Genomic DNA, 24,471 nt, shown 5'->3' with positions numbered 1-24,471 from the left:
TGTTCGCACCGCCGGGGTCTCCCGCAATCCTGCCGCACCGTCCTGCTGAAAGGATCCCAAGGCGCGCATGGAACACCTCTGCAGCGGGTAGGACGAGACGTTTGGCCTCTGCGGAACCACCCGACGACGCCAGCCAGCCTAACGGGATCAATCCAAGGTGTCAGGGGACAACCAGGCGCAAACCTGCAGGAAGATCGAGCCGTCCTGGACAGCTTGTCCAATCAGCCTGCCGGTTTGCGCCGAAAGCCGAAACTTCGCGCGGAACGCCGTGCGCGATCCGTGGGCGGAGCGTGGACGCTCAGCCCATGTGCGGGTGGACGTGCGAGGTCGGGGGGACGAACGTCTCCTTGATCGACCGGGCCGAGGTCCAGCGCAGCAGGTTCTGCGCGGCGCCCGCCTTGTCGTTGGTGCCGGACGCCCGGCCGCCGCCGAAGGGCTGCTGGCCGACCACGGCGCCGGTCGGCTTGTCGTTGATGTAGAAGTTCCCGGCGGCGAACCGCAGCGCCTCCACCGCCTGCGCGATCGCGTAGCGGTCCTGGGCGACCACCGAGCCGGTGAGCCCGTACGGCGCGCCCGCGTCGACCCGGCCCAGCACGTCGTCCCAGCGGGAGTCCTCGTAGACGTGGACGGCCAGGATCGGGCCGAAGTACTCGGTGCGGAACATCTCGTTGCGGAAGTCCGAGGAGACCAGCACGGTCGGGCGGACGAACCAGCCGATCGCGTCGTCGTACTGGCCGCCGGCCGCCAGTTCCACCGTCGGGTCGGCCTTGGCCCGGTCGATGGCGGCCCGGTTCTTCTCGAACGCGCGCCGGTCGATCAGCGCGCCCATGAAGTTCGAGAGGTCGGTGACGTCGCCGACGGCCAGCGCGTCCACCTCGGCGAGGAAGTCGTCCTTGATCCGCTGCCAGAGGCTGCGCGGCAGGTAGGCGCGGGAGAGCGCCGAGCACTTCTGGCCCTGGTACTCGAAGGCGCCGCGGATCAGGGCCGCCTTGAGGATCTCCGGGTCGGCCGAGCGGTGCGCCAGCAGGAAGTCCTTGCCGCCGGTCTCCCCGACGATCCGCGGGTACGCCCGGTAGCCGCCGATGTTGGCGCCGACGGTCTGCCAGAGCGAGCGGAAGGTCGCGGTGGACCCGGTGAAGTGCAGCCCGGCCAGGGCGGGGTCGGCGAGGGCCACCGCGGACAGCTGCCGGCCGTCGCCGGTGACCAGGTTGACCACCCCCGGCGGCAGTCCGGCCGCCTCCAGCAGCCGCATCAGGTAGTGCGCGGCCAGCGTCTGGCCCGGCGCGGGCTTCCACACCACCGTGTTGCCCATCAGCGCGGGCGCGGTCGGCAGGTTGCCGGCGATCGCGGTGAAGTTGAACGGGGTGATCGCGTAGACGAAGCCCTCCAGCGGGCGGTGGTCGGTGCGGTTCCACACCCCCGGCGAGGAGACCGGCTGGTCGGCCAGGATCTCCCGGGCGAAGTGCACGTTCCAGCGCCAGAAGTCGATCAGCTCGCAGGCCGAGTCGATCTCCGCCTGCTGGGCGGTCTTGGACTGCCCGAGCATGGTGGCCGCGTTGAGCGTCTCCCGCCACGGCCCGGCCAGCAGGTCGGCGGCGCGCAGGAAGACCGCCGCCCGGTCGTCGAAGGAGAGCGAGCGCCACTCCCGCCCGGCCGCCAGCGCGGCGTCCACCGCGGCCCGGGCGTCCTCCCGGGTGGCGTTGCCGAGCACGCCCAGCCGGGCCGCGTGGTGGTGCGGCTGGACGACGTCGATCCGCTCGCCGCCGCCGAACCGCTGCTCGCCGCCGATGGTCATCGGCAGCGGGATCTGCTCGGCCGCGAGGTCGTCCAGCCGGCGCACCAGACGCTCCCGCTCCGGGCTGCCGGGCGCGTAGCCGAGCACCGGCTCGTTGCCCGGTACCGGGACCTGGGTGACTGCGTCGATGGGCATGGCGGGCTCCGCTCCTCGTCGGGCGGCCGGCCCGTTCCGACGACGGGCCCGGCACCCGTCCAGCCTGACCAGCGGCGGGCCGCTTCGCCCGCCCGGACACGCCAACGGTGGACGTGGCCCGCGCCACGCCCGGCCGCCGCTACCCGGCGAGCCGGCCGGCCAGCTCCACCGCCTCCGCCAGGGTGTCCACCACCGGCACGCCGACCGGCTCCAGCTTCTCCCGGGTGTGCGAGCCGCCGGTGTACAGCACCGCGTGCGCGCCCGCGTCCAGCGCGGCCAGGGCGTCGTCCGCCGCGTCGCCGATCAGCACCGTGCGGGCCGGGTCCACCTGTGCGCCGAGCGCGGCCAGGTGCCGGACCAGGTACTCGGCCTTCTGGCCGCCGGCCGGGCCGCTGCGCCCGTCCACCCGCAGGAACTGGCCGGTCAGGCCGAAGCCCTCGACCACCGGCAGCAGCCGCTCGTGCTCGTACATGGACAGCAGCGACTGGCTGCGCCCGGCCGCCCGCCAGCCGTCCAGCAGCTCACGGGCGCCCTCGGTGAGGCCGCAGGCGGTGCTCAGCTCGCGGTAGCGGTCGTGGAACGCGTCGTCCAGGCGCAGCCACTCGTCGTCGGAGGGCATCCGGCCGAGCAGCCGCCGGTAGAACCGGGGGATCGGGATCTCGTACTGCTCCCGGTACTCCTGCAGCGTCATCGGGCCCACGCCGACGGTCGCGAAGGCGGCGTTGCTCGCACCGAGCACCGCCTCCATGTCGTGGAAGAGCGTTCCGTTCCAGTCCCAGACGATATGAGTGCGCACCCGTGAACGGTAGCGCCGGGCGGCGCCGGACCGGTAGGACGGGGCTCACCCGGCCCGCGGGGTGCGCACCGGCCCTCAGGCCAGCAGGGCGGCGATCTCCTGGGTGGCGAACCAGAGCAGGTCGTGGTCCTCGGCGCCGTCCACGGTGAACTGGGCGTCCTGGTCGCCGGCGTCCGCGGCCGTCACCGCCTCGACGGCCGCCGTCACGTCGGCCACCACGTCCGCGTCGGCGACGTCCGCGTGCACCGCGGCCGCCTTGGCCAGCTTCACCGGGCCGGCCAGCACCACCCGGCCGAGCGAGGCCTGGTCCTGGTACTCGTCGCCGGGGAACGGCCTGACCGCCGAGTCGGCGACGTCGAGCGCCACGACGACGCGCCGGCGCGGGGCGTCGGGGGTGGCGGCCAGCAGGCGCAGCGAGGACTGCGCGGCCCGGTTCAGCGCCGCGTACTCCAGTTCCTCCAGGTCGTCGCTGACGTACCACTCGCGCAGCGCGGGCGTCACGGCGTACGCCGCGGACTGCTCCAGCGCGCCGCCCGAGTGCGCCGCCGCCAGGCCGGTCAGGGTGGTGGGCACGTACACGCGCATCGGTGGCACTCTCCGGTTCGTCCAGCGGCACAGCTTCCAGCGCCCCCAAGAATAAGCTCCGGACGGCCGGCCGTGATCACCCCCGCACCGGCGGACCGGGCGGCCCGGCTCCGCGCACCGTCAGTGCGCGGCCTCCAGGGAGCGCCGGCAGGTGTCCAGCGCGCTCTCCAGGACGGGGCCGCGGCGGGCCGGGTCCATCATGTTCGGCCCCATCACGCGCAGGTCGGCGGGGGTGGGCGCGAGCAGGTGGACGCGCACGCCGCCGGCCCGCAGCAGCCGGGCCTCGCGCATCAGCTGGCGGGTCACCGTCCGGCGGTAGCGGGCGACCAGCTGGGCGAGCACCCCGCTCGGACGGTCCCGTTCGCGCGCGGCGTGCAGCCACTCCTGCACGCGCCGGGCGCGCGTGGCGGCGGACGCGCCGCCGTCTGGCTCCGGGCGCCCCGGCGGGTCGGGACGCAGTGCCATCGGGGCGAGCACGAACACCTCGTCGAGGCCCCGGTCCAGCAGCAGGTCGGCGTTGGTGGCCGACCAGCAGCCGCCGTCCACGTACTCGGTGCCGCCGACCGGAACGGGCGCGAACCAGCCGGGGATCGCGCAGGAGGCCATCACCGCCTCCCCGACCCGGGCGGGGGGTGCGCCGGGATCGCCGAAGACCACCCGGCGGCCGCTGCGGTAGTCCACCGCGACGACCCTCAGCGCCGAACCCGCCGGCCAGCCGCCCTCCCCGGGGCCGCCCCGGGTACCGGGGGCGTCGTCGCCGAACAGGCCGCCGACCAGTGCGCCGACCGACGCCAGCGAGCCCCGGCCGTGCGGCGCCATCGCCGAGACCATGGTGAGCCAGGGGTAGGTGCGCGGGTGCCGGACGGCGTCCCGCAGCAGGCCGGGCGAGCCGATGCCCGCCCGGGGGCGCGGCGGCAGCGCGCCGCCGACCGCCGTGTCGTAGTCGAAGTCGGTCCCGGCCAGCGGCCCGGAGGTGACCGGCAGGCCCCGCTGGTGGTCGCGCAGCTGTCCGGCGTCCGCCCCGCCCGCGAGCAGGGCGCCGAGGATCGCGCCCGCCGAGGTGCCGAGCAGCACCTCCGCGTCGCCCGCTGCCCGGCCGGTCGTCTCCTCGACAGCGCACAGCGCGCCGACCGTCCAGGCCGCGCCGAGCATGCCGCCGCCGCCCAGCACCAGGCCGCGCCGGGGAGCGCCGCCGCTCGGCGGCGGCGCCGGACGTGTCCCGGATACCCATGTCGTCATACCGGCCGCCTGTCGTCGTCGGGGCGGTGCTGGTGCGGAATCGGTGTCGGTGTCGGTGCCGGTGTCGGTGCCGGTGCCGGTGTCGGTGCCGTGCCGGGACGGCCGCCGTGCGAGGCGTACCGCCCGGCCTTCGATCCTGCGCGCGGACCGGCCCCGGGCGCAACGCCCGTCCTGCCGAACGGACCGTCCCCTTTCGGGCCCCGCCGCCCTCCCCGGCGCGTCAACCCGGCGCCCACGGGGATGCCCGCAGGCCAGCCGCCGCACGGGCCGGCTCACCCGGATAGGTGAACTTCGGGGTCGTTCGGGAGACCACGGCAAACCCGTTGCCGACCCCTGCGGGCGGCCACTAGCAAGGACCCGTCCGTACCCGCACCACCGCACCGGCCCCACGCCGACCACCCCCGAGGAAGGCCCATGACCACGTGCCCGAACCGCGCCGCACCGCCCTTCGGCCCGCCCGCCGTGCTCTCCGCACGCCCCTCCCGCTCCCCCGGCACCGCCCGGGACCACCACCCGGGGCCCCCGCGCCGGCCCCGCCGCCCCCGGGCCGGGTGCACCGGCGCTCCGGCCCGCGAACCGCTCGACGCCCTGAGCACCAGGTTCGCCCACCGGCTGGTGGAGGTGCTCACCGGCGCCCGGCCGTCCGGCCAGCTGCTGCGCCACACCACCCTGGACTGCTACGGCCAGCTCTCCACCCTGGTCCGGGCCGGCACCCTGCGCCGGACCCGCGCCGACGAGCGGCCGCGGCTCGGCCCGGTGCACGACCGCTCGCCCTCCCCGGGCGCGGTCGAGGCCTGTGTCCGGGTGGACCTCGGCACCCGGCACCACGTGGTGGCGTTCCGGCTGGAGCCCCGCGGCCCCGCCGGCCAGTGGCAGTGCACCGCCGTGGAGGCCCGGTGAACGCCGCCCGCACCCCCGCGCCGCCCGCCCGCGGTCCGCTCGCGGCGCCCCCGGAAACGGCGCGGGGCGCCGCCCCCGTACGGGAGCGGCGCCCTGCCCGGCGGCGGGCCGGTCCGAAGCGCGGACCGGCCGCCGGCTCAGCCCTTGCGGCGGCGGCCCTTGGCCGACTTGGCCGCCTTGCGGCGCTCGGCGCGGGTCATCCCGTCGCCCTCGTCCTCCGCGCCGAGGTCCTCGAAGTCGCCCTCGACCACACCGCCGCCGACCTCGTCCGAGGGGGCCGTGTAGTGCAGCCGCTGCGGCTTGGGGGCCTCCAGGCCCTTGGCCTTGATCTCCGGGCGGGCGGCGTCCTTCTCCAGCTTGTCGAGCACGACCTGGGCGTCCTCGACCGGGACCTCCTCGACCTGCTGCTCGACCTGGACCTCCAGGTTGAACAGGTAGCCGACGGACTCCTCCTTGATGCCCTCCATCATCGCGGTGAACATGTCGAAGCCCTCGCGCTGGTACTCGACCAGCGGGTCGCGCTGCGCCATGGCCCGCAGGCCGATGCCCTCCTGGAGGTAGTCCATCTCGTAGAGGTGCTCGCGCCAGCGGCGGTCCAGCACCGACAGCACGACGCGGCGCTCCAGCTCGCGCATGATCTCGGTGCCGAGCTGGTCCTCGCGGGCGCCGTACTGCGCCTGGACGTCCTCCTGGATGACCTTGGTGAGGAACTCCGGGGTGAGGCCCGCGGTGCCGCCGGCCTCCTCCTCCAGGTCCTCCAGGTCCAGGGTGAGCGGGTAGAGCTGCTTGAGCGCGGTCCAGAGCTTGTCGAGGTCCCAGTCGTCCTCGAAGCCCTCGCCGGTGGCGGCCCGGACGTACGCCTCGACGGTGTCGTCCATGAAGTGGCCGACCTGCTCCTGGAGGTCCTCGCCCTCCAGCACCCGGCGGCGCTCACCGTAGATGACCTCGCGCTGGCGGTTCAGCACCTCGTCGTACTTGAGGACGTTCTTGCGGATCTCGAAGTTCTGCTGCTCGACCTGGGTCTGCGCGGAGGCGATGGCCCGGGTGACCATCTTCGACTCGATCGGCACGTCCTCGGGCACGTTGGCCATCGAGAGCACGCGCTCGACCATGCCGGCCTTGAACAGGCGCATCAGGTCGTCGCCCAGCGACAGGTAGAAGCGGGACTCGCCCGGGTCGCCCTGACGGCCGGAACGGCCGCGCAGCTGGTTGTCGATCCGGCGGGACTCGTGCCGCTCGGTGCCGAGGACGTAGAGGCCACCGGCCTCCTTGACCTCGTCCTGCTCGGTCTTCACCGCGGCCTTGGCCTTCTCCAGGGCGGCCGGGAACGCGGCCTCGTACTCCTCCGGGGTGTCCACCGCGGAGAGTCCGCGCTGGGCCAGCTCGGCGGCCGCGAGGTGGTCGGCGTTGCCGCCGAGCATGATGTCGGTACCGCGGCCGGCCATGTTGGTGGCGACGGTGACGGCGCCCTTGCGGCCCGCCTGGGCGACGATCTGCGCCTCGCGCTCGTGGTGCTTGGCGTTCAGCACCTCGTGCGGGATGCCGCGCTTGCGCAGCTCCTGCGACAGGTACTCGGACTTCTCGACCGACACGGTGCCGACCAGCACCGGCTGGCCCTTCTCGTGCTTCTCGGCGATGTCCTCGACCACGGCGGCGAACTTGGCCGGCTCCGACTTGTAGATCAGGTCGGGCTGGTCGATGCGCAGCGGCGTCTTGTTGGTCGGGATCGGCACCACGCCGAGCTTGTAGATCTGGTGGAACTCGGCCGCCTCGGTGGTGCCGGTACCGGTCATGCCGGCCAGCTTGTCGTACAGGCGGAAGAAGTTCTGGAGGGTGATGGTGGCCAGGGTCTGGTTCTCGTTCTGGACCTCCACCCCTTCCTTGGCCTCGATCGCCTGATGCATGCCCTCGTTGTAGCGGCGGCCGGCCAGGATGCGGCCGGTGTGCTCGTCGACGATCATGACTTCGCCGTTCATGACGACGTAGTCCTTGTCCGCCTTGTAGAGCTCCTTCGCCTTGATGGCGTTGTTCAGGAAGCCGACCAGCGGGGTGTTCACCGACTCGTAGAGGTTGTCGATGCCCAGGTAGTCCTCGACCCGGGTGACGCCCTCCTCCAGGATGCCGACGGTGCGCTTCTTCTCGTCGACCTCGTAGTCGCGGTCGATCTTCAGACGGAGCACCAGCTTGGCGAAGTCGGCGTACCACTTGGTCGCCTGGTCCGCCGGGCCGGAGATGATCAGCGGGGTGCGGGCCTCGTCGATGAGGATCGAGTCGACCTCGTCGACGACGGCGAAGTTGTGGCCGCGCTGGACCAGTTCGTCCTTCGACCAGGCCATGTTGTCGCGCAGGTAGTCGAAGCCGAACTCGTTGTTGGTGCCGTACGTGATGTCCATCCCGTACTGGCGCTTGCGCTCGGCGGGCGTCATGTTGCCGAGGATCACGCCGACCTCAAGACCGAGGAAGCGGTGCACCCGGCCCATCCACTCCGAGTCGCGCTCGGCGAGGTAGTCGTTGACCGTGATGAGGTGCACGCCCTTGCCGGTGAGCGCGTTGAGGTACGCGGGCAGCGTGCCGACCAGGGTCTTGCCCTCACCGGTGCGCATCTCGGCGACGTAGCCGAGGTGCAGCGCGGCGCCACCCATGAGCTGGACGTCGTAGTGCCGCTGGCCGAGCACGCGCTTGGCGGCCTCGCGGACGGTGGCGAACGCCTCGGGGAGGATGTCGTCCAGGCTCTCGCCGTCGGCAAGGCGCTGCTTGTACTCGTCGGTCAGTGCGCGCAGCTCGGCGTCGGTGAGGTTGACGAAGTCCTCTTCGATGGAGTTGACCTGGGCAGCAATCCGCTGCAGCTTGCGAAGGATCTTGCCTTCGCCGGCGCGCAGGATCTTGTCGAAGACGGACACGTGAGCGGGCTCCTTGCCTGTATTGGCACTGGACGACTGCACGGCGGATCCACCCCACCGCACGGGCCATCGTATGCGAGGAGCCCAATGCCCCGGGAGGTGCGTCAGCACGGTATTCCCGTGTCACCCGCGCGAGCACTTCCGACGATAGTCCCTCGCACCGGGGCAAAGCGGACGGCCGTCCGGCCAGTTGAACGCGCCGGTCCGTTAATCGGATGCCCGGATTTCTCTCTGTACGGAATACTCCGCCCATGGAAGAGCAGCAGGAGAAGCAGAACGGACCGGGAGCCGCGGAGCCCGTCGTCCTCACCACCGACCGCCTGGTCCTGCGCGCCCCGCGCGAGGGCGACATCGACGCGATCCTCGCCGCCTGCCAGGACGAGGAGATCCAGCGCTGGACCGTCGTCCCGGTCCCGTACGGCCGCCAGGACGCCGAGTACTTCGTCCACGATCTCGCCGCCAACGGCTGGCGGACCGGCGACAACCTGATCTGGTCCGTGTTCGAGCGGGAGTCCGGCGCGCTGGTCGGCAGCCAGGGGCTCACGGCCTGCCCCGGCCGGCCGGGTGCCGCCGAGGTCGGCTGGTGGGCGACCAAGGAGTTCCGCGGCCGCGGCTACACCGCGGAGGCCGCCGCCGCGGTGGCCCGCCACGGCCTGCGCGACCTCGGGCTGCGCCGGCTGGAGTGGCTCGCCTACGTGGGCAACGAGGGCTCCCGCGCGGTGGCGGAGCGGGTCGGCTTCCGCTTCGAGGGCACCCTGCGCTCCTACTCCGAGCAGCGCGGACGCTTCCTCGACACCTGGATCGCCTCCCTGCTCGCCGAGGACCTCACGGACTGAACGGCGGCCCGCCGACGGGCCCCGGACCGGCCGAACAGCCGCCCGGACGGGCCCCGGACGCCCGGGGCCCGTTGTCGGTGCCCCCGTCTAGGCTCGCCGGCATGACCGCCTCTACCTCGCGCCCGGCCTCCGGCCCGCGTCCCGCAGCCCCCGCCCCGGTGACCGTCCTCGGCGCCGACGACGCCCGCCGGATCGCCCTGCGCGCCCAGGGCCTGCTCGGCGCCCCGGACCGCCGCGGCGGCGTGCGCGGGGTGCTGCGCCGGCTCGGCGCCGTCCAGCTCGACACCATCTCGGTGCTGGCCCGCTCGCACGAACTGGTCCCGTACGCGCGGCTCGGCGCGGTCGGCCGCCCGGCGGTCGAGGCGGCGTACTGGAGCTCCGGCGCGAGCTTCGAGTACTGGTCGCACGCGGCCTGCGTGCTGCCGGTCGAGGAGTGGCCGCTGTTCGCCTTCCGGCGCCGGCGCTACCGCGCCAGGGCCCATGTCTGGGGCCAGCAGGTCGACGCCGCGACGTACCGCACCGTGCTCGACCGGCTGCGCGCCGAAGGCCCGCTCACCTCCACCGAGTTGGGCGGCGCCAAGAAGACCGCCGAGTGGTGGGACTGGTCCGACACCAAGATCGCGGTGGAGCGGGCCCTGGCCTTCGGCGACGTGGTCTGCACCGAGCGGCGGAGCTGGAAGCGCGTCTACGCGCTGGCCGAACAGGCCGTGCCCGCCGAGCTGTTCGCGGCCGAGCCGACGGACGAGGAGTGCCTGCGCACCCTGGTCGCGCAGTCCGGAGCGGCCCTCGGCGTGGCGACCAGGGCCGATCTGCTGGACTACCACCGGCTGCGCGCCGACCAGTTGGACGCGGTGCTGCCCGACTCCGGCCTGGTCCCGGTCCAGGTGGCCGGCTGGGGCCCGGACGGCTCCCCCGGCGCGGCCTGGGCCGACCCGGCGGCCCTCGCCGCGCCGCCGCGCGGACGCCACCGCACCACCCTGCTCTCGCCGTTCGACTCACTGATCTGGGACCGCCCGCGCACCGAGCGGATCTTCGGGATGACCCACCGGCTGGAGGCCTACACGCCCCGGCACAAGCGGGTGCACGGCTACTTCGCGATGCCGCTGCTGGTCGGCGGGCAGCTGGTCGGCCGGGTCGATCCGGCCCGCGAGGGGCGCACGCTGGTGGCCCGTCAGGTCTCGCTGGACTCGCCGCGCCACCTGGAGGCGCTGGCCGGGGCGCTGCGCGAGGCGGCCTCCTGGGTGGGCTGCGACGCCGTCCGGGTCGGAACGCTGCACGACGAGGCGCTCCGTCCGGCACTGGAGAAGCTGCTCGGCTGAGCACCCGGGGCGCGGCGGGGCCCGACCGGCCCCGCCGTCACCCTATTTCGAGGATCTTCTCCCGCATCGCGTACACCACGGCCTCCATCCTGGAGTGCAGCTGGAGCTTCTCCAGGATGTTGCGCACGTGGTTCTTCACGGTGTTCTCGCTGATGAACAGCTCCTTGGCGATCTCCCGGTTGTTCATCCCGGTGGCCACCAGCTTCAGCACCTCCAGCTCCCGGTCGGTCAGCCGCGGCGCGGGCACCAACTCCCGCTCGTCGGAGCGGCGCTGGATCATCGACTTGAACTCGGTGAGCAGCTTGGAGGCCATCGACGGGCTGATCTGGGACTGCCCGTCGGCGACCGCGCGGATCGCGGTGGCGACCTCGTCGGTGGAGATCTCCTTGAGCAGGTACCCGGTGGCGCCCGCCTTGATCGCCTCGTAGAGGTCGGCCTCCTCGTCGCTTATCGTCAGCATGATGATCTTGGTGCTGGGCGCGACGTCCTTGATCGCGGTACAGGCCTCGATCCCGCTGCGGCGCGGCATCCTGACGTCCATGAGGATGATGTCCGGCAGCAGGTCGGCGGCCTTGAGCACCGCCTCCGCGCCGTCCCCGGCCTCGCCGACGACCGTGATGTCCTCCTCCTCGGCCAGCACGATCTCCAGGCCCCGGCGGAACAGCGCGTGGTCGTCCACCACCAGGACGCGGATCGGCTCCCTGCGGCGGAGGGCGTACTCGGGCTCCGCCCCCGGGCCGGGCGACACCCCCGCGACCGGCCCCGTGCCGGGCCCCAGCCCGAAGTGATCCCCCATCCGCTCCTCCCCCGTCGCCGGTCGTCGTGCGCCAATCATTCCACGGCCGGAGCCCCCTCCGGTCACCCTCCGGCGCCGATCGCTCCGCATCGGGTGACCTGCGCGACGGCCCGGCACCGCCGCCGACCGGCCCCGGAACGCCGGTGACCCCGGCGGCCGCGGCCACCGGGGTCACCCTCCCATGCTGCTCGGACGGTCAGTCCTCGTCGTCACCCGCACCGATCGCACCACCGGCGCCACCACCCTCGACGGTCGTGCCGTCGGCCTTCAGGTGGATCACACCGTAGTGGTAACCGTGCCGGCGGTAGACGACGCTCGGCAGGCCGCTGTCCTTCTCCACGAAGAGGTAGAAGTCGTGGCCGACCAGCTCCATCTCGTAGAGCGCCTGGTCGAGCGCCATCGGGGCGGCCGGGTGCGTCTTCTCCCGGACCACCAGCGGGCCCTCGCCCTCCACTTCCAGGGATCCCATCATGGTCTTGCGGACGGCCCCGTTGGTCGCGCTCTCCGACGGCTTCGTCTCGGGCAGCGCGGCCAGGGCCGCGGTCGCCTCGGCGACGCTGATCGGGGTGCGGCCGTTGCCGCCCTTGTGGACCCGACGCCGGTCCGCGGACTTGCGCAGCTGGGCGTCGAGCTTCGCCGAGGCCAGGTCGAGTGCCGCGTAGGGGTCGGCGGCGGCGGCCTCGGCCCGGATCACCGGACCACGGGTACGGAGAGTGATCTCCACGCGGTCGGACCGGTCGGCCTGCCGCGGGTTGTGTTCCTTGGACACCTCGACATCGAGGCTGATCGCCTTGGTGTCGAACTTCTGGACCTTCTCCAGCTTCTCGGCCACGTGATCCCGGAACCTCTTGGGCACCTCGGTCTTACGGCCCTTGACAACGATGTCCACGCAGAACTCCGATCCCTCGTTCTGTCGCCGGTCCGGGTGCTACCGGACCGGGCTGAGACCAGCCGGACCAGCCAATCCTTCCGCCGGCCCTCCCTCCCGCCGGCAACGGCGGGAACGACTGGCCCTCACCTCACTTCCTCCCCACCAGGGACGGTTGAAACCCCCTGGGGCTCATCGAACACCTCACACGGAGTTTTCGCCTCCCCAGCGGAGAGTTCGGGTATGACGGACGAATGGGGCAACCCGTCAAGCCGTCGCACCCCGTCTACCCTCCTGTGAGTGAAACACAGGTAAATACCTGGACAACACCCCCCGTACGGCGCATTCTTTGCTCACTCTCCGTTCCTGAGCCGGAAGGAGCAGCAGTGCCGCCGCCCTCCGCACCGCCCCGACCGCCGTCCGACCACGGGCCGTTCGCCCACGCCCTGGCCGGTCTGCTCGACGTGCTGCTCCCGGCGCCCTGCGCGGGCTGCGGCGCCACCGGCGGCCAGCTCTGCCCGGACTGCCGGGACGCCCTCGCCGCCGACCTGCCCGCGCCCTCCGCCGCCCTGCCCTGGGCGCACGCCGCCGCGCCGTACGACGGCCCGGTCCGCCGGCTGCTGCTCGCCCACAAGGAACGCGGCGCGCTGCGGCTGGCCGGCCCGCTCGGCGAGGCCCTCGCCCGGGCGGTGCGCTCCGCGGTCGGCCCGCAGGCCGGACGGGCCCCGCTGCTGCTCGTCCCGGTGCCCTCGGCCCGCGCGGCCGTCCGCGCCCGGGGCCACGACCCGACCCTGCGGCTGGCCAACGCGGCCGCCCGCGCGCTGCGCCGGGAGGGCCTGGACGTCCGTGTCGCGGCGCTGCTGCGCCACACCCGCCCGGTCGCCGACCAGGCCGGGCTGCCGGCCGCCGAGCGCCGCCGCAACCTGCACGGCGCGCTCACCGTGCGGCCGCTCGCGCACCGCCGGCCCGCCGGGCTCCGCACGGTCCTGGTGGACGACCTGGTGACCACCGGAGCGAGCCTGGCCGAGGCGGCCCGGGCGCTGTCGGCGGCCGGACTGCCGCCCGGCGCGGCCGCCACCGTCGCGGCGGCCGGCACGGAGCGGCGCCCGGGCAGCCACCCGGACGGGCCGGACGGCGACGACCGGCCCTGGTGACGTGGCCGGCCGGAGCCGGACAGCCCCGCCGGTCCCGGCCGGGGCGGCCGGTCAGCCCGGGTAGATGAACGAGGAGACCCGGTACAGCAGCCCCAGCTCCCGCCACTGGTTGTTGACCAGCCGGTACGGCTTGCCCTGCGCGCCCTGCAGCGCCAGCACCGGAGGCACCAGCGGCGTTCCGCCGTTCCCGGCGCCGTTCGCCTGGTACTCCGACGCGGCGACCGTGGTCATCTCGCCGCCGCCGGGCAGCCGCGCGTCGGGGTTCGGGGAACCGTCCGTGCTGACGTAGTGCAGCTGCTGCAGCTTGTCCTTCTCCTTGCCCAGCACCAGCAGCTGGTCGGCCTCCGCCCAGGAGACCGAGACCACCTCCTCGAAGGCCGGGTTGGCCAGCCGCAGACCGGTGATCTTCGCGCTCGGGGCGTCCTTGCTGCCCTCGTGGACGAGCAGCCCCAGCCAGAGCGAGTACCCCTTGCCGTCCTTGCCGTCCTTGCCGTCCTTGAGCAGCAGGGCCACCCGGACGCCGTCCGAGGAGACCTTGATGCCCTGCACCGAGCGGCCGTCCAGCCGCTCCACCGGCACCTCGACGACCTTCTGTCCGCGGATCAGCAGCACCTTCGGGCTCTGCGGATCGCGGTCCACCACGTAGAGGTCGCCGCGCCCGTCCCAGGTCGGCGAGGCCAGTCCGTCCTCCACCTTCGCCCCGGGGCGGGCCGGGGTGGTCAGCACCGGCGGCGGCATCGTGCCCACGCCGTCCGTGAACGGCACCGTGAAGAGCTGGTGGCCGTCCCCGCTGATCGCCGCGGCGTGCTCGCCGTCCCGGGCCACCGCGATCGTGCCCAGCCGCCGGCCGGACGGCTGCGCACGGCCCAGCGGACCCTGCACCGGCACGCCGTCGCCGTCACTGCCGCGCGACTCGTACAGGGCGCCGTCGTCCTCCCGCTGGTAGAACTGCCGGGTCGCCATCTGCCCGGCCAGCGAGCCGGGCCCGGTCATGGGCTCGTCGCCGCGGCTCGCCTGACAGGTCGGGCCGCCGTGCGCGCCCTTGAGCTCCAGCTGGTTGATCTGCCCGGTCCCCTGGTCGGCCAGGGTGTAGAGGAGCTGGGTGGCCATCCGCCGGCAGGCGGTGAGGCTGCCCAGGTCGACGTCGGCGACCGTCACGTGCCCGGTCTGGTTGCCGTCCAGGGTCACCGTGTGCACCTTCGCGCCGTCCGGGAAGGCGGAGCGGGCCACCGGGGCGAGCCACTTCGAGGGGCCGGCGACCACCGCGTTGGCGGCGGAGCCCAGCGGGTCTATTCGGCGCCGCAGGTAGATCGGGTCGGCGATCAGCACGTCCTGGTTGGTCACCGACCCGACGGACGCCGCAGAGGGGTCCGGTGCCGCGTAGAAGAACCGGTGGACCTGGCGGTAGCTGTTGCGGAAGTTGGCCTCGTTGAGGATCAGCCCGTCGGGCAGCTTGTCGATCCGCCACTCACCGCCGGCCTTCTCCCGCACGAAGGAGAAGTCGATGCGCAGGTCGCGCGGCGCCTCGGTCCTGAACGAGTGGCGCTCGTCCACCTCGGCCACCAACTGCCCGAGGAGCGGGATCGAGATGTCCATGTCGGAATCGGTCACGTCCACGTCGGGCCGGGTCGGCGTGCCGCCGAGCACCTTGACGCCCGTCTCCGCGTTCCAGTGCGCCGCCGCGGTCGGCGTCAGGTACTTGCGGGCCGTGCCGTAGTCGTCGTCGGCGGTCAGCGCGTCCAGGAACCCGGCCAGCAGCTCCTGCGGCCTGGCGCCCTTGGTCGGCTCCACCGGGAAGACCCTGACCTGGAAGTTCTTGTCCGCCGAGCTCTTGGACAGCTCGATCTTGGTGACGCCCCCGGAATCCGGCATCGCCGCGCAGCCGCCGGCCAGCAGGGTGCCCAGCAGGGCACCGACCACCCCGGCCAGCCGCGGCTCAGTCCTGCCGCTGGTCCTTCGCACCCTGCGACCCCTCCGTGTCCGTTCCACCCGTGCCGTCCGCCCCGGCGGCACCGTCCGGCCCCGCGGTCCGCTGCGCCACCGACGGCCGGCCCGGCGCGGTGTCCACCATGACCTGCGCGCCGGTGGCACCGTACCCGGAACCGGCCGGCCGCACGTCCGACGGGTCGGACCGCGGGCCCTCCGGCGGGCGCCGGCCGAGACCCGGGCCGATGCTCAGCACACCGCCGAGGCCGCTGCCGAACCCGCTGCCGGAGGCCTCCGGGGTCTCCGGGACCCCGGTCTCCTCGGCCGCGGCCAGCGCGGTCGAGCCGGACGGGCGGATCGCCCGCCGGTACGGCGTCCCGTACGTGCCGAGACCCCGGTTGTTGCGCGAGTCCTCCGGCTCCAGCCGGAACGGCGCCCGGCTGATCTCGCCGCCGCGGGTGCGCGGCAGGGTGAGCCGGAAGTGCGAGCCGCCGCCGGGCTCGCCCCAGGCCTGGAGCCAGCCGCCGTGCAGATGGGCGTCCTCGACCGCGATGGACAGGCCCAGACCGGTGCCGCCGGTGGTCCGCACCCGGGACGGGTCGGCCCGCCAGAAGCGGTGGAACACCCGGGACGCCTCGCCCGGCTTGAGGCCGATGCCGTAGTCGCGCACGCCGACCGCGACCGCGCCGTCCTGCGAGCCCAGCCGGACCACGACGTCGCGGCCCTCACCGTGCTCCAGCGCGTTGACCACCAGGTTGCGCAGGATGCGCTCGATGCGCCGGGAGTCGACCTCGGCCACCACCGGCTCGCCGTCGCCGCGGATCACCACCGCGCTGCCCTTGGCCCGGGCCAGCGGGTCGGCGGCCTCGACCACCCGGCCGACGATCTCGCGCAGGTCCACCGGCTCGGCGTCCAGCACGGCCGCGCCCGCGTCGAAGCGGCTGATCTCCAGCAGGTCGGCGAGCAGCGACTCGAACCGGTCCAGCTGCCCCTGGAGCAGCTCGGCGGAGCGGGCCGCCATCGGGTCCAGGTCCTCGCGGCTGTCGTAGATGAGGTCGGCGGCCATCCGGACGGTGGTCAGCGGGGTGCGCAGCTCGTGCGAGACGTCCGAGACGAAGCGCCGCTGCACCCGGGACAGCTCCTCCAGCTGGCGGATCTGCGCCTGCAGCGCGTTGGCCATCCGGTTGAACGATTCGCCGAGCCTGGCGATGTCGTCCGTGCCGGTGACCTTCATCCGCTCCTCCAGGTGCCCGGCGGCCAGCCGCTCGGAGATCCCGGCGGCCATCCGGACCGGGGTCACCACCTGGCGCACCACCAGCCAGGCGATGCCGCCCATCATGATCACCACGAACACGCCGGCGGTCGCCAGGGTGCCGGTGATCAGATTGAGGGTCTTGGTCTCCTGGGCGAAGGAGAAGACGTAGTACAGCTGGTAGCTGGTGCCGTCCGGGCCGAAGAACTGCTGGCCGAAGACCAGGCCGGGCTCGGTCTTCCCGCTCTCCGAGCGCTGGATCCGGGTGGGCTGGCTGAAGGTCTGGCCGGCCTCCTGCGCGACCTTCGTCCGCAGCGCGGCCGGGACGCTGTCCGGCGAGATGTCGCCCGAGTAGCGCGGACCGAAGCTGGTGCGGCCCGGCTGCACCGGCTGACCGCCCGGCAGCATCGCGATCACCGAGAAGACGTTCTGCCCGCTGGCCGCCAGTTCGCCGACCTGCCGCAGCAGCCAGGTGCCGGGCTCCTCCGCGGTCAGGTCCGCGGCCGCGCCGCCCCGCAGCCGCAGGTCCCTCGCCTCGTCGATCTTGTTGAGCTCGGTCTGGAAGCCCGCGATCGCCTGGTCGCGCGCCGCGGCCCGCTTGGTGTCCAGCAGCCCGGTGCGCACCTGCGCCACCACGACGACCCCCAGCACCAGCACCACCAGGACCGACAGCAGCAGCGTCGCCGCCACCACCCGCAGCTGGATCGACCGCCGGTACAGCGCCGCCACCCGGTGCACGGGGCGCCGCAGCTGACGGCTCACCAGCGCGAACAGCGCCGCCGGCCCGCGCCGCCGGCGGCTGCGGACGGTCGAGGTCGAACTCAGCACGTCTCCGCGCACGGCGGAGCCGCCCCCGTCGGTCGCGGCACCCGCCGGGGTCTCGTCGGACTGGTCGCTCACGTCAGCTGGGCCCGGCCTTGTAGCCGACGCCGCGGACGGTCACCACGATCTCGGGGCGCTCCGGGTCCTTCTCGATCTTGGAGCGCAGACGCTGCACGTGGACGTTCACCAGCCGGGTGTCCGCCGCGTGCCGGTAGCCCCAGACCTGCTCCAGCAGCACCTCGCGGGTGAACACCTGCCAGGGCTTGCGGGCCAGCGCGACCAGCAGGTCGAACTCCAGCGGGGTCAGCGGGATGCCCCGGCCGTCCCGCTTCACCGAGTGGCCGGCCACGTCGATCACCAGATCGCCGATGGTCAGCTGCTCCGGCGTCGGCTCCTCGGCACGGCGCAGCCGCGCACGCACCCGGGCCACCAGTTCCTTGGGCTTGAACGGCTTGGTCACGTAGTCGTCGGCGCCCGACTCCAGACCCACCACGACGTCCACCGTGTCGGTCTTGGCGGTCAGCATGACGATCGGGATCCCGGACTCCGCCCGGATCTGCCGGCAGACGTCGATGCCGTCCCGGCCGGGCAGCATCAGGTCGAGCAGCACCAGGTCGGGCTTGGTCTCCCGGAACGCGGCTAGCGCCTTGTCCCCGTCGGCGACGAAAAACGGCTCAAAACCCTCACCACGCAGCACGATGCCGAGCATCTCGGCCAGTGCGGAGTCGTCATCAACGACGAGGACGCGTCCCTTCATGGCTCCATCCTCTCATTACCGGATTGTGACCTGCCGCACAGCAGTCCCTTTGCTCCAGAACGGCCAACTGGCGGCCCGGCGAATTCCGGCCATACCGGGCGAAAGGTCCGGCCCCAACCACCTCCGGAGCCCCCCTCGGAGCCCACCGGCCGTCCCCGCAGCGGCCGTTGCCGTTCAGCAACCGGCTCCCCCTGGGGCGCGTCCGACCACCATGGCACGATGGGCGCTGCGCCCAGGTGAAGATCCACCCGGCGCCGCGAACCCTGACGCCCTCCGAGGAGCAGTGATGACCGACACTCCGGGCTGGGCCTCGCCCGGCTCGCCCGAGCCGCCCCGCGACGGTGCCCGGCCCCCGGCCGACGCACCCTCCGCCGTGCCCGGCCAGTCGGCACCGCCCCACGACGCCCCGCCCGCCTGGGGCACCGCCCCCGGCGCCCCGCAGCCCCCCTACGGGCAGCAGCCGCCGTACGGGCCGCAGCCCGCCTACGGGGCGCCCGGCGGGCCCTACGGCTGGGGAGCGCCGCCCAGCCCCAAGCCCGGCGTCATCCCGCTGCGCCCGCTCGGCCTCGGCGAGATCCTCGACGGCGCCGTCTCCACCGTCCGCAAGCACTGGCGGGTCGCCCTCGGCCTCTCCTTCGGCGTCGCCGTCGTCCAGCAGGGCGTCGCGCTCGGGGCCCAGCTCGCCGTCCAGGGCGACACCGGCGAGCTCACCCCGGTGCTGAGCTCCCTGGTCAGCATGCCGCTCGCCTGGCTGCTCGGCGTGATCGCCTCCGCCCTGCTGACCATGGTGGTCAGCCGCGCCATCCTCGGGCAGTCCGTCACGCTCCGGGAGGCCTGGCGCGACGCCCGGCCCCGGATGCTCCAGCTCGTCGGCCTCACCGTGCTGAACGGCCTGATCCTCGGCGGCATCGTCCTGCTGGCCTGCGCCCCGCTGATCGGCTACGCCGTGGCCGGGGCCGAGGAACCGGGCATCACCTTCCTGCTCGTCGTCGTGGGCCTGCTCAGCCTGCCCGTCGTCGTCTGGCTCGGGATCCAGCTCAGCCTGGCCGCGCCCGCGCTCATGCTGGAGAAGCAGGGCGTCATCGCCGCCCTCTCCCGCTCCCGCCGCCTGGTCCGCCGCTCCTGGTGGCGGATCTTCGGCATCACCCTGCTCAGCCTGGTCATCTCCTGGATCGTCGCCAGCGTGATCAGCACGCCGTTCACGGTCGCCGGCATGGTGCTCGGCTGGGGCGACCTCACCAGCCAGATCGACGCCGGCGACAGCGCCACCATGCCGACCGCCATGCTGGTCACCCTCGCCATCGGCGGCATCCTCTCCTCCACCGTCACGCTCCCCTTCACCTCCACCATCGGCGTGCTGCTCTACGTCGACCAGCGGATCCGCCGCGAGGCCCTCGACATCGAGCTCGCCCGCGCCGCCGGCCTGCCCGAGTACGGCGGCACCGGCTGGGGCGACCAGGCCGGCCCCGCCCCGGCAAGGTTCTGAGCCCGGTGCCGGCCTGGGGGGAGATCGTCGTGCTCGCGGGCGGGGCCCCGGTCACGACCCCGCGCGACGCGGCCCGTGACGCGGCGCGCGACGAACTGGTCAACGCCGACTACCACCGCCACGACCCGAGCATCCAGCAGCGGGTCTTCGACTGGATCATGGAACGCCTCGACGACGCGCTCGGCGCGCTCGCCGGCGGCGGCACCAGCGGCACCACCGGCCTGATCCTCTTCCTGGTGGTCGCCGTGGTGATCGGCGCCGCCCTCTGGTGGCGCCTCGGCGCGCCCCGCCGGGCCGCCCGCACCGACCTCGGCGTGTTCGGCGGCACCGGCCCGCGCAGCGCCGCCGAACACCGCACCGACGCCGAAGGGCACGCCGCCGCCGGCCGGTGGGCGGAGGCCGTCCGCGAGCAGATGCGCGCCCTGGTCCGCGGCCTGGAGGAACGCACCCTGCTCGACCCCCGCCCCGGCCGCACCGCCGACGAGGCCGCCGCCGAGGCCGGCCGCGCGCTGCCCGGGCACGCCGCCGCCCTCGCCTCGGCCGCCCGCGCGTTCGACGACATCGCCTACGGCGAGCGCACCGCCGACCAGGCCGCCTACCAGCTGCTGCGCGACCTCGACCGGGCCCTCGAACGCACCCGCCCGGTCCTCGCCCCGGCCGCCGGAGGAGCCGCATGACCAGTGCCACCCCCGCCCCGCCGACGGCGCCGCCCGCCGCCGCGCCTGCCCCGGCCGCCACCAGCCTCGCCCCCACCGGCCGCGGTCTGTGGCGACGCGCCCGCTGGTACCTGCTCGTCCTCGTCCTCGCCCTGCTCGCCGCCGTCGTCCTCGCCGCCGCCAACGACGAGCGCCAGTACCCGCCGATGGACCCGCGCTCCTACGAGCCCACCGGCAGCCACGCCGTGGTCGCACTGCTCGAACGCCAGGGCCTCAAGGTCGACATCACCCCCGACCCCACCGGCCGCCCCGCCGGCGCCGACACCCTCGTCCTGCCCGAACCCGACCTGCTCGGCCCCGAACAGCTGGCCGCCGTCGCCGCCGCCCGGCACGCCCGGCTGGTCCTCGTCTCCCCCGGCCCCGCCGCCCTCAGCGCGCTCGCCCCCGGCGTCCGCATGTCCGACGAGAACGGCGGCGTCCCCTACGCCCGCGTCCACAGCACCGACCCCGGCTGCTCCCTGCCCGAGGCGGTCCGGGCCGGCAGCGCCCACGTCGGCGGCCTGCTCTACACCTCCGGCAGCCGCGGCGAGGGCTGCTACCCGCGCGGCCACGGCTACCCCCTGGTCTCCGTCCCGATCGGCCGCGCCACCGACGTCGTGGTCCTCGGCAGCGGCGAGTTCCTCACCAACGAACTGCTCAAGAAGGACGGCAACGCCGCCCTCGGGCTCGGACTGCTCGGCGCCCAGCCGCAGCTCACCTGGCACCTGCCCGACTACACCGCCCCGGTCGCCGAGGGCGGGCGGAAGAGCTTCCGGGACTTCGTCCCCGAGGGCTGGACCTGGGCCGGCTACCAGCTCGCCGTCGCCGTCGTGCTCGCCGCGCTCTGGCGCGCCCGCCGTCTCGGCCCGGTCGTCGGCGAGAACCTGCCCGTGGTGGTCCGCGCCTCCGAGACCACCGAGGGCCGCGCCCGCCTCTACCGCCGCGCCAGGGCCCGCGGCCGCGCCGCCGACGCCCTGCGCCGCGCCGCCGCGCACCGCATCGCCCCGGCCCTGGGCGTGCCGCCCGTGGCCGACGCGCCCGACCCCACCGCCCTCTGCGCGGCCGTCGCCGACCGTCTCCCCGAGCGGTCCGCCGGGGACGTACGGGCCCTGCTGTACGGCCCGCCCCCGACCGACGACGCCGCGCTGCTGCGGCTCGCCGACGACCTCGACGCCCTCGAAAGGCAGGTACGGAAGCCGTGACCGAGAAGGCCACCACCCAGCTCCGCATCACTCCCGGCACGGCACCCGCCACCCCCGGCACCACCGTCCCCGGCGGCACCGCGTCCGGCGGCACCGCGTCCGGTGACCCGCGGCTCGGCGACCCCCGCGAGGCGCTGACCGCGCTGCGCGCCGAGATCGCCAAGGCCGTCGTCGGCCAGGACGCCGCCGTCACCGGCCTGGTCGTCGCCCTGCTCTGCGGCGGCCACGTGCTGCTCGAAGGCGTCCCCGGCGTCGCCAAGACCCTGCTGATCCGCACCCTGTCCACCGCGCTCAGCCTGGAGACCAAGCGCATCCAGTTCACCCCCGACCTGATGCCCGGCGACGTCACCGGTTCGCTGGTCTACGACGCCCGCACCGCCGAGTTCTCCTTCCAGCCCGGCCCGGTCTTCACCAACCTGCTGCTGGCCGACGAGATCAACCGCACCCCGCCGAAGACCCAGGCCGCCCTGCTGGAGGCCATGGAGGAACGGCAGGTCACCGTCGACGGCGAACCGCGCGCCCTGCCGGCGCCGTTCCTGGTCGCCGCGACGCAGAACCCGGTCGAGTACGAGGGCACCTACCCGCTGCCCGAGGCCCAGCTCGACCGCTTCCTGCTGAAGCTGATCCTGCCGCTGCCCGACCGCGACCAGGAGTTCCAGGTCCTCGCCCGGCACGCCGCCGGCTTCGACCCGCGCGACCTCGCCGCCGCCGGCGTCCGCCCGGTCGCCGGGCCCGAGCACATCACCGCCGCCCGCGAGCAGATCGCCCGGCTGACCGTCTCGCCCGAGATCCTCGCCTACATCGTCGACCTCTGCCGGGCCACCCGGCAGTCGCCCTCGCTCTCCATCGGCGTCTCCCCGCGCGGCGCCACCGCGCTGCTCGGTGCCTCCCGCGCCTGGGCCTGGCTGGCCGGGCGCGACTACGTCACCCCCGACGACGTCAAGGCGCTCGCGCTGCCCACCCTGCGCCACCGCGTCGCGCTGCGCGCCGAGGCCGAGATGGAGGGCGTCACCGCCGACTCCGTCATCCAGGCGGTGCTCGCCCAGACGCCCGCCCCGCGCTGAGCCGGCCCGCCCGCTCGCCCCTCCGGCCGGCCCACCCCCGGCCCCGACGAAGGAACGCACCGCATGGCCCTCACCGGGCGAACCGCCCTGCTCGCCGCGCTCGGCGCCCTCGTCACGGGCCTGCTGCTGCCCTCCTGGGCCGGGATCGGCGCCGTCACCGGCGCGGTCCTGCTCGGCGTCGTCGTCGACCTGGTGCTCGCCGCCCCCGTCCGCAGCCTGCGGATCACCCGGGGCGGCGACACCACGGTCCGCCTCGGCGAGAGCGCCGCCGTCGAACTGACCGTCACCAACCCGGCCGGACGGTCCCTGCGCGCCCGGATCCGCGACGCCTGGGCCCCGTCCGCCTGGCGGCCCGGCACCGGGACCGCCGCCTCCCGGCACACCCTGCGGGTGCCCGGGCACGAGCGACGCCGCGTCACCACCGTCCTCACCCCCACCCGTCGCGGGGACCACCACGCCCACAAGGTGACCGTCCGTTCGCTCGGCCCGCTCGGCCTGGCCGGCCGTCAGGGCTCGCACCTCGTCCCCTGGAGCGTCCGCGCGCTGCCGCCGTTCGCCAGCCGCAAGCACCTGCCGTCCCGGCTCGCCCGGCTGCGCGAACTCGACGGCCGGACCTCCGTCCTGACCCGCGGCCAGGGCACCGAGTTCGACTCGCTGCGGGAGTACCTGCCCGGCGACGACGTCCGCTCCATCGACTGGCGGGCCAGCGCCCGCCGCCACACCGTCGCCGTCCGCACCTGGCGCCCCGAGCGCGACCGGCACATCCTCGTCGTCCTCGACACCGGCCGCACCTCCGCCGGCCGGGTCGGCGACGCCCCCCGCCTCGACGCCTCCCTCGACGCCGCGCTCCTGCTCACCGCCCTCGCCACCAAGGCCGGCGACCGGGTCGACCTGCTGGCCCACGACCTGCGCAAGCGGGTCTCGGTGGCCGGCCGCTCCCCGAACGAGATCCTCCCGGCCTTCACCAACGCGATGGCCGTCCTGGAGCCCGCGCTCTACGAGACCGACATGCGCTCGCTGGTCGCCACCGCGCTCAAGATGGCGCCGCACCGCTCGCTGATCGTCCTGCTCACCGGCCTCGACGCGGCTCCGGCCGAGGACGGCCTGCTCCCCCTGCTGCCGCTGCTCACCAAGCGCCACGAGGTCGTCCTCGCCTCCGTCTCGGACCCCCACCTCGACGAACTCGCCGCCGGCCGCGGCACCGTCGAGGCCGTCTACGGCGCCGCGGCCGCCGAGCAGACCCGCGCCGACCGCCGCCGCACCGCCGACCGCCTCACCCGCGCCGGCCTCACGGTCATCGACGCCCCGCCCTCCTCGGTCGCTCCCGCCCTCGCCGACACCTACCTCGCCCTCAAGGCCGCCGGCCGCCTCTGAGCCGCCCTTCAGGGCTCTGCCGTGACCCCCGCCGGACAGGAGCCGGCGGCGCTGTCACACCCTCTCAGTACGCTCGCTGTCCATGAGCGTCTCCATCTACTACTCCGCACGCCGCGCCAACCCGCTGACCGAGGCCGAGACGGCCTCCGTCGAGCACGTTCTCGCCGCCCACGCCGCTGAGTTCCCCTTCTCCGACGAGGAGGGCGTCACCCCGTACGACTACGACGAGGACGAGCCGGAGGAGCTCGTGTCCGGCGCCACGAAGCTGCCGAGCGACCCCAGCCGTCTGCTGCCGGCGTTGACCGAGGTGCTGAACGCCTTGAGCGCCTTGCGCCGGGCTCTGCCCGGAACGGAATGGCACGTGCACATGGACGACCTCGATGTCCCGTGGAGCGAGGACGAGGGCTATGCCTTTCCCGGCATGCGCGACGGTGAGCTCGACGTGTGGTGAACGCAAAGAACCCCCGCCGGAATTCCGGCGGGGGTTCTTCTCAAAATTTGTTCGGCGGCGTCCTACTCTCCCACAGGGTCCCCCCTGCAGTACCATCGGCGCTGTGAGGCTTAGCTTCC

At 74.1% G+C, this 24,471-nt stretch carries 20 protein-coding genes; 10 read left to right on the top strand and 10 right to left on the bottom strand.

The features are described from left to right. Positions 1 to 298 precede the first annotated feature (298 nt). From pruA to ACFVVL_RS34010, 4 genes are all read right to left on the bottom strand, one after another. Positions 299 to 1,924 carry an L-glutamate gamma-semialdehyde dehydrogenase gene (gene pruA, locus ACFVVL_RS34025; RefSeq protein WP_387682194.1) on the bottom strand — a complete coding sequence of 542 codons (1,626 nt, stop codon included), beginning with the start codon at positions 1,922 to 1,924 and terminating at the stop codon, positions 299 to 301. Positions 1,925 to 2,069: 145 nt separating this feature from the next. Then, positions 2,070 to 2,726, bottom strand: coding sequence for an HAD family hydrolase (locus ACFVVL_RS34020; RefSeq protein WP_380292707.1), 657 nt, complete (start codon positions 2,724 to 2,726; stop codon positions 2,070 to 2,072). Positions 2,727 to 2,801: 75 nt separating this feature from the next. Continuing rightward, entirely contained in the window at positions 2,802 to 3,311 is a 510-nt protein-coding gene (locus tag ACFVVL_RS34015) for a DUF6912 family protein (RefSeq protein ID WP_380292705.1), read from the bottom strand. Positions 3,312 to 3,431: 120 nt separating this feature from the next. Beyond that, positions 3,432 to 4,550 (bottom strand): patatin-like phospholipase family protein, encoded by a 1,119-nt coding sequence (locus ACFVVL_RS34010; RefSeq protein WP_387682177.1) that lies wholly within the window; start codon positions 4,548 to 4,550, stop codon positions 3,432 to 3,434. 414 nt (positions 4,551 to 4,964) lie between these two features. On the opposite strand from ACFVVL_RS34010, the gene ACFVVL_RS34005 reads away from it, so the two are divergent. Next, a complete protein-coding gene (locus tag ACFVVL_RS34005; protein WP_387682174.1) occupies positions 4,965 to 5,450 on the top strand; it encodes an Rv3235 family protein in 486 nt (161 codons plus the stop codon). A 137-nt stretch (positions 5,451 to 5,587) separates the two neighbouring features. Here the strand turns inward: ACFVVL_RS34005 and secA are convergent, their stop codons facing one another. Next, positions 5,588 to 8,350 (bottom strand): preprotein translocase subunit SecA, encoded by a 2,763-nt coding sequence (secA, locus tag ACFVVL_RS34000; RefSeq protein ID WP_380292699.1) that lies wholly within the window; start codon positions 8,348 to 8,350, stop codon positions 5,588 to 5,590. A gap of 251 nt (positions 8,351 to 8,601) precedes the next feature. Here secA and ACFVVL_RS33995 point away from each other — a divergent pair, with 251 nt between their 5' ends. Beyond that, complete coding sequence (locus ACFVVL_RS33995) at positions 8,602 to 9,186, top strand: GNAT family N-acetyltransferase (RefSeq protein ID WP_380292697.1); 585 nt, start codon at positions 8,602 to 8,604, stop codon at positions 9,184 to 9,186. A 101-nt stretch (positions 9,187 to 9,287) separates the two neighbouring features. Further along, positions 9,288 to 10,505 carry a winged helix-turn-helix domain-containing protein gene (locus tag ACFVVL_RS33990; protein ID WP_387682170.1) on the top strand — a complete coding sequence of 406 codons (1,218 nt, stop codon included), beginning with the start codon at positions 9,288 to 9,290 and terminating at the stop codon, positions 10,503 to 10,505. A 37-nt stretch (positions 10,506 to 10,542) separates the two neighbouring features. On the opposite strand, the gene ACFVVL_RS33985 is transcribed toward ACFVVL_RS33990, so the two are convergent. Together ACFVVL_RS33985 and hpf are read right to left on the bottom strand one after the other, a co-directional pair. Beyond that, a complete protein-coding gene (locus tag ACFVVL_RS33985; protein WP_380292693.1) occupies positions 10,543 to 11,301 on the bottom strand; it encodes a response regulator in 759 nt (252 codons plus the stop codon). Between the two features lie 196 nt (positions 11,302 to 11,497). Next, positions 11,498 to 12,190: a ribosome hibernation-promoting factor, HPF/YfiA family gene (gene hpf, locus ACFVVL_RS33980; RefSeq protein WP_380292691.1), complete on the bottom strand. Its 693-nt coding sequence runs from the start codon at positions 12,188 to 12,190 to the stop codon at positions 11,498 to 11,500. Between the two features lie 365 nt (positions 12,191 to 12,555). Here hpf and ACFVVL_RS33975 point away from each other — a divergent pair, with 365 nt between their 5' ends. Continuing rightward, positions 12,556 to 13,323, top strand: a complete 768-nt coding sequence (locus ACFVVL_RS33975; RefSeq protein WP_380292689.1) for a ComF family protein — start codon at positions 12,556 to 12,558, stop codon at positions 13,321 to 13,323. A gap of 51 nt (positions 13,324 to 13,374) precedes the next feature. Here the strand turns inward: ACFVVL_RS33975 and ACFVVL_RS33970 are convergent, their stop codons facing one another. Genes ACFVVL_RS33970 through mtrA form a run of 3 tightly spaced genes read right to left on the bottom strand, consistent with a single transcriptional unit; the run spans position 13,375 to position 18,080 of the window. Beyond that, a complete protein-coding gene (locus tag ACFVVL_RS33970; protein WP_387682165.1) occupies positions 13,375 to 15,285 on the bottom strand; it encodes an LpqB family beta-propeller domain-containing protein in 1,911 nt (636 codons plus the stop codon). Further along, positions 15,260 to 17,401 (bottom strand): MtrAB system histidine kinase MtrB, encoded by a 2,142-nt coding sequence (gene mtrB / locus ACFVVL_RS33965; protein WP_387682162.1) that lies wholly within the window; start codon positions 17,399 to 17,401, stop codon positions 15,260 to 15,262. The genes ACFVVL_RS33970 and mtrB overlap by 26 nt, the downstream gene beginning before the upstream one ends. A 1-nt stretch (position 17,402) precedes the next feature. Beyond that, positions 17,403 to 18,080 carry an MtrAB system response regulator MtrA gene (mtrA, locus tag ACFVVL_RS33960; protein ID WP_030061806.1) on the bottom strand — a complete coding sequence of 226 codons (678 nt, stop codon included), beginning with the start codon at positions 18,078 to 18,080 and terminating at the stop codon, positions 17,403 to 17,405. A 286-nt stretch (positions 18,081 to 18,366) separates the two neighbouring features. Between mtrA and ACFVVL_RS33955 the strand changes: the two genes are divergently transcribed. From ACFVVL_RS33955 to ACFVVL_RS33930, 6 genes are all read left to right on the top strand, one after another. Further along, on the top strand, positions 18,367 to 19,566 hold the full coding sequence (locus tag ACFVVL_RS33955) for a hypothetical protein (protein WP_380292683.1): 1,200 nt from the start codon (positions 18,367 to 18,369) through the stop codon (positions 19,564 to 19,566). Between the two features lie 5 nt (positions 19,567 to 19,571). Further along, on the top strand, positions 19,572 to 20,243 hold the full coding sequence (locus tag ACFVVL_RS33950; protein ID WP_387682157.1) for a DUF4129 domain-containing protein: 672 nt from the start codon (positions 19,572 to 19,574) through the stop codon (positions 20,241 to 20,243). After that, positions 20,240 to 21,463, top strand: coding sequence for a DUF4350 domain-containing protein (locus ACFVVL_RS33945; RefSeq protein WP_387682154.1), 1,224 nt, complete (start codon positions 20,240 to 20,242; stop codon positions 21,461 to 21,463). Before ACFVVL_RS33950 ends, ACFVVL_RS33945 begins: the two co-directional genes overlap by 4 nt. Before the next feature lie 134 nt (positions 21,464 to 21,597). After that, entirely contained in the window at positions 21,598 to 22,527 is a 930-nt protein-coding gene (locus tag ACFVVL_RS33940) for an AAA family ATPase (protein ID WP_380292719.1), read from the top strand. Positions 22,528 to 22,590: 63 nt separating this feature from the next. Next, complete coding sequence (locus ACFVVL_RS33935; protein WP_387682151.1) at positions 22,591 to 23,901, top strand: DUF58 domain-containing protein; 1,311 nt, start codon at positions 22,591 to 22,593, stop codon at positions 23,899 to 23,901. A gap of 82 nt (positions 23,902 to 23,983) precedes the next feature. Continuing rightward, positions 23,984 to 24,352, top strand: coding sequence for a hypothetical protein (locus tag ACFVVL_RS33930; protein ID WP_387682148.1), 369 nt, complete (start codon positions 23,984 to 23,986; stop codon positions 24,350 to 24,352). The last annotated feature ends 119 nt before the right edge of the window (positions 24,353 to 24,471 follow it).

The organism is Kitasatospora sp. NPDC058115 (genome assembly GCF_042884635.1).
Taxonomy (GTDB): Bacteria; Actinomycetota; Actinomycetes; order Streptomycetales; family Streptomycetaceae; genus Kitasatospora.
This window is presented reverse-complemented; position numbering and strand designations above follow the sequence as displayed.

Coding starts and splice junctions, on each gene's coding strand:
- ACFVVL_RS33985 (WP_380292693.1), bottom strand. CDS start 11,301: ATGGGGGATCACTTCGGGCTGGGGCCCGGCACGGGGCCGGTCGCGGGG.
- ACFVVL_RS34015 (WP_380292705.1), bottom strand. CDS start 3,311: ATGCGCGTGTACGTGCCCACCACCCTGACCGGCCTGGCGGCGGCGCAC.
- ACFVVL_RS33990 (WP_387682170.1), top strand. CDS start 9,288: ATGACCGCCTCTACCTCGCGCCCGGCCTCCGGCCCGCGTCCCGCAGCC.
- ACFVVL_RS34010 (WP_387682177.1), bottom strand. CDS start 4,550: ATGACGACATGGGTATCCGGGACACGTCCGGCGCCGCCGCCGAGCGGC.
- ACFVVL_RS33935 (WP_387682151.1), top strand. CDS start 22,591: ATGGCCCTCACCGGGCGAACCGCCCTGCTCGCCGCGCTCGGCGCCCTC.
- mtrA (WP_030061806.1), bottom strand. CDS start 18,080: ATGAAGGGACGCGTCCTCGTCGTTGATGACGACTCCGCACTGGCCGAG.
- ACFVVL_RS33955 (WP_380292683.1), top strand. CDS start 18,367: ATGACCGACACTCCGGGCTGGGCCTCGCCCGGCTCGCCCGAGCCGCCC.
- ACFVVL_RS33945 (WP_387682154.1), top strand. CDS start 20,240: ATGACCAGTGCCACCCCCGCCCCGCCGACGGCGCCGCCCGCCGCCGCG.
- ACFVVL_RS33930 (WP_387682148.1), top strand. CDS start 23,984: ATGAGCGTCTCCATCTACTACTCCGCACGCCGCGCCAACCCGCTGACC.
- ACFVVL_RS34005 (WP_387682174.1), top strand. CDS start 4,965: ATGACCACGTGCCCGAACCGCGCCGCACCGCCCTTCGGCCCGCCCGCC.
- ACFVVL_RS33995 (WP_380292697.1), top strand. CDS start 8,602: ATGGAAGAGCAGCAGGAGAAGCAGAACGGACCGGGAGCCGCGGAGCCC.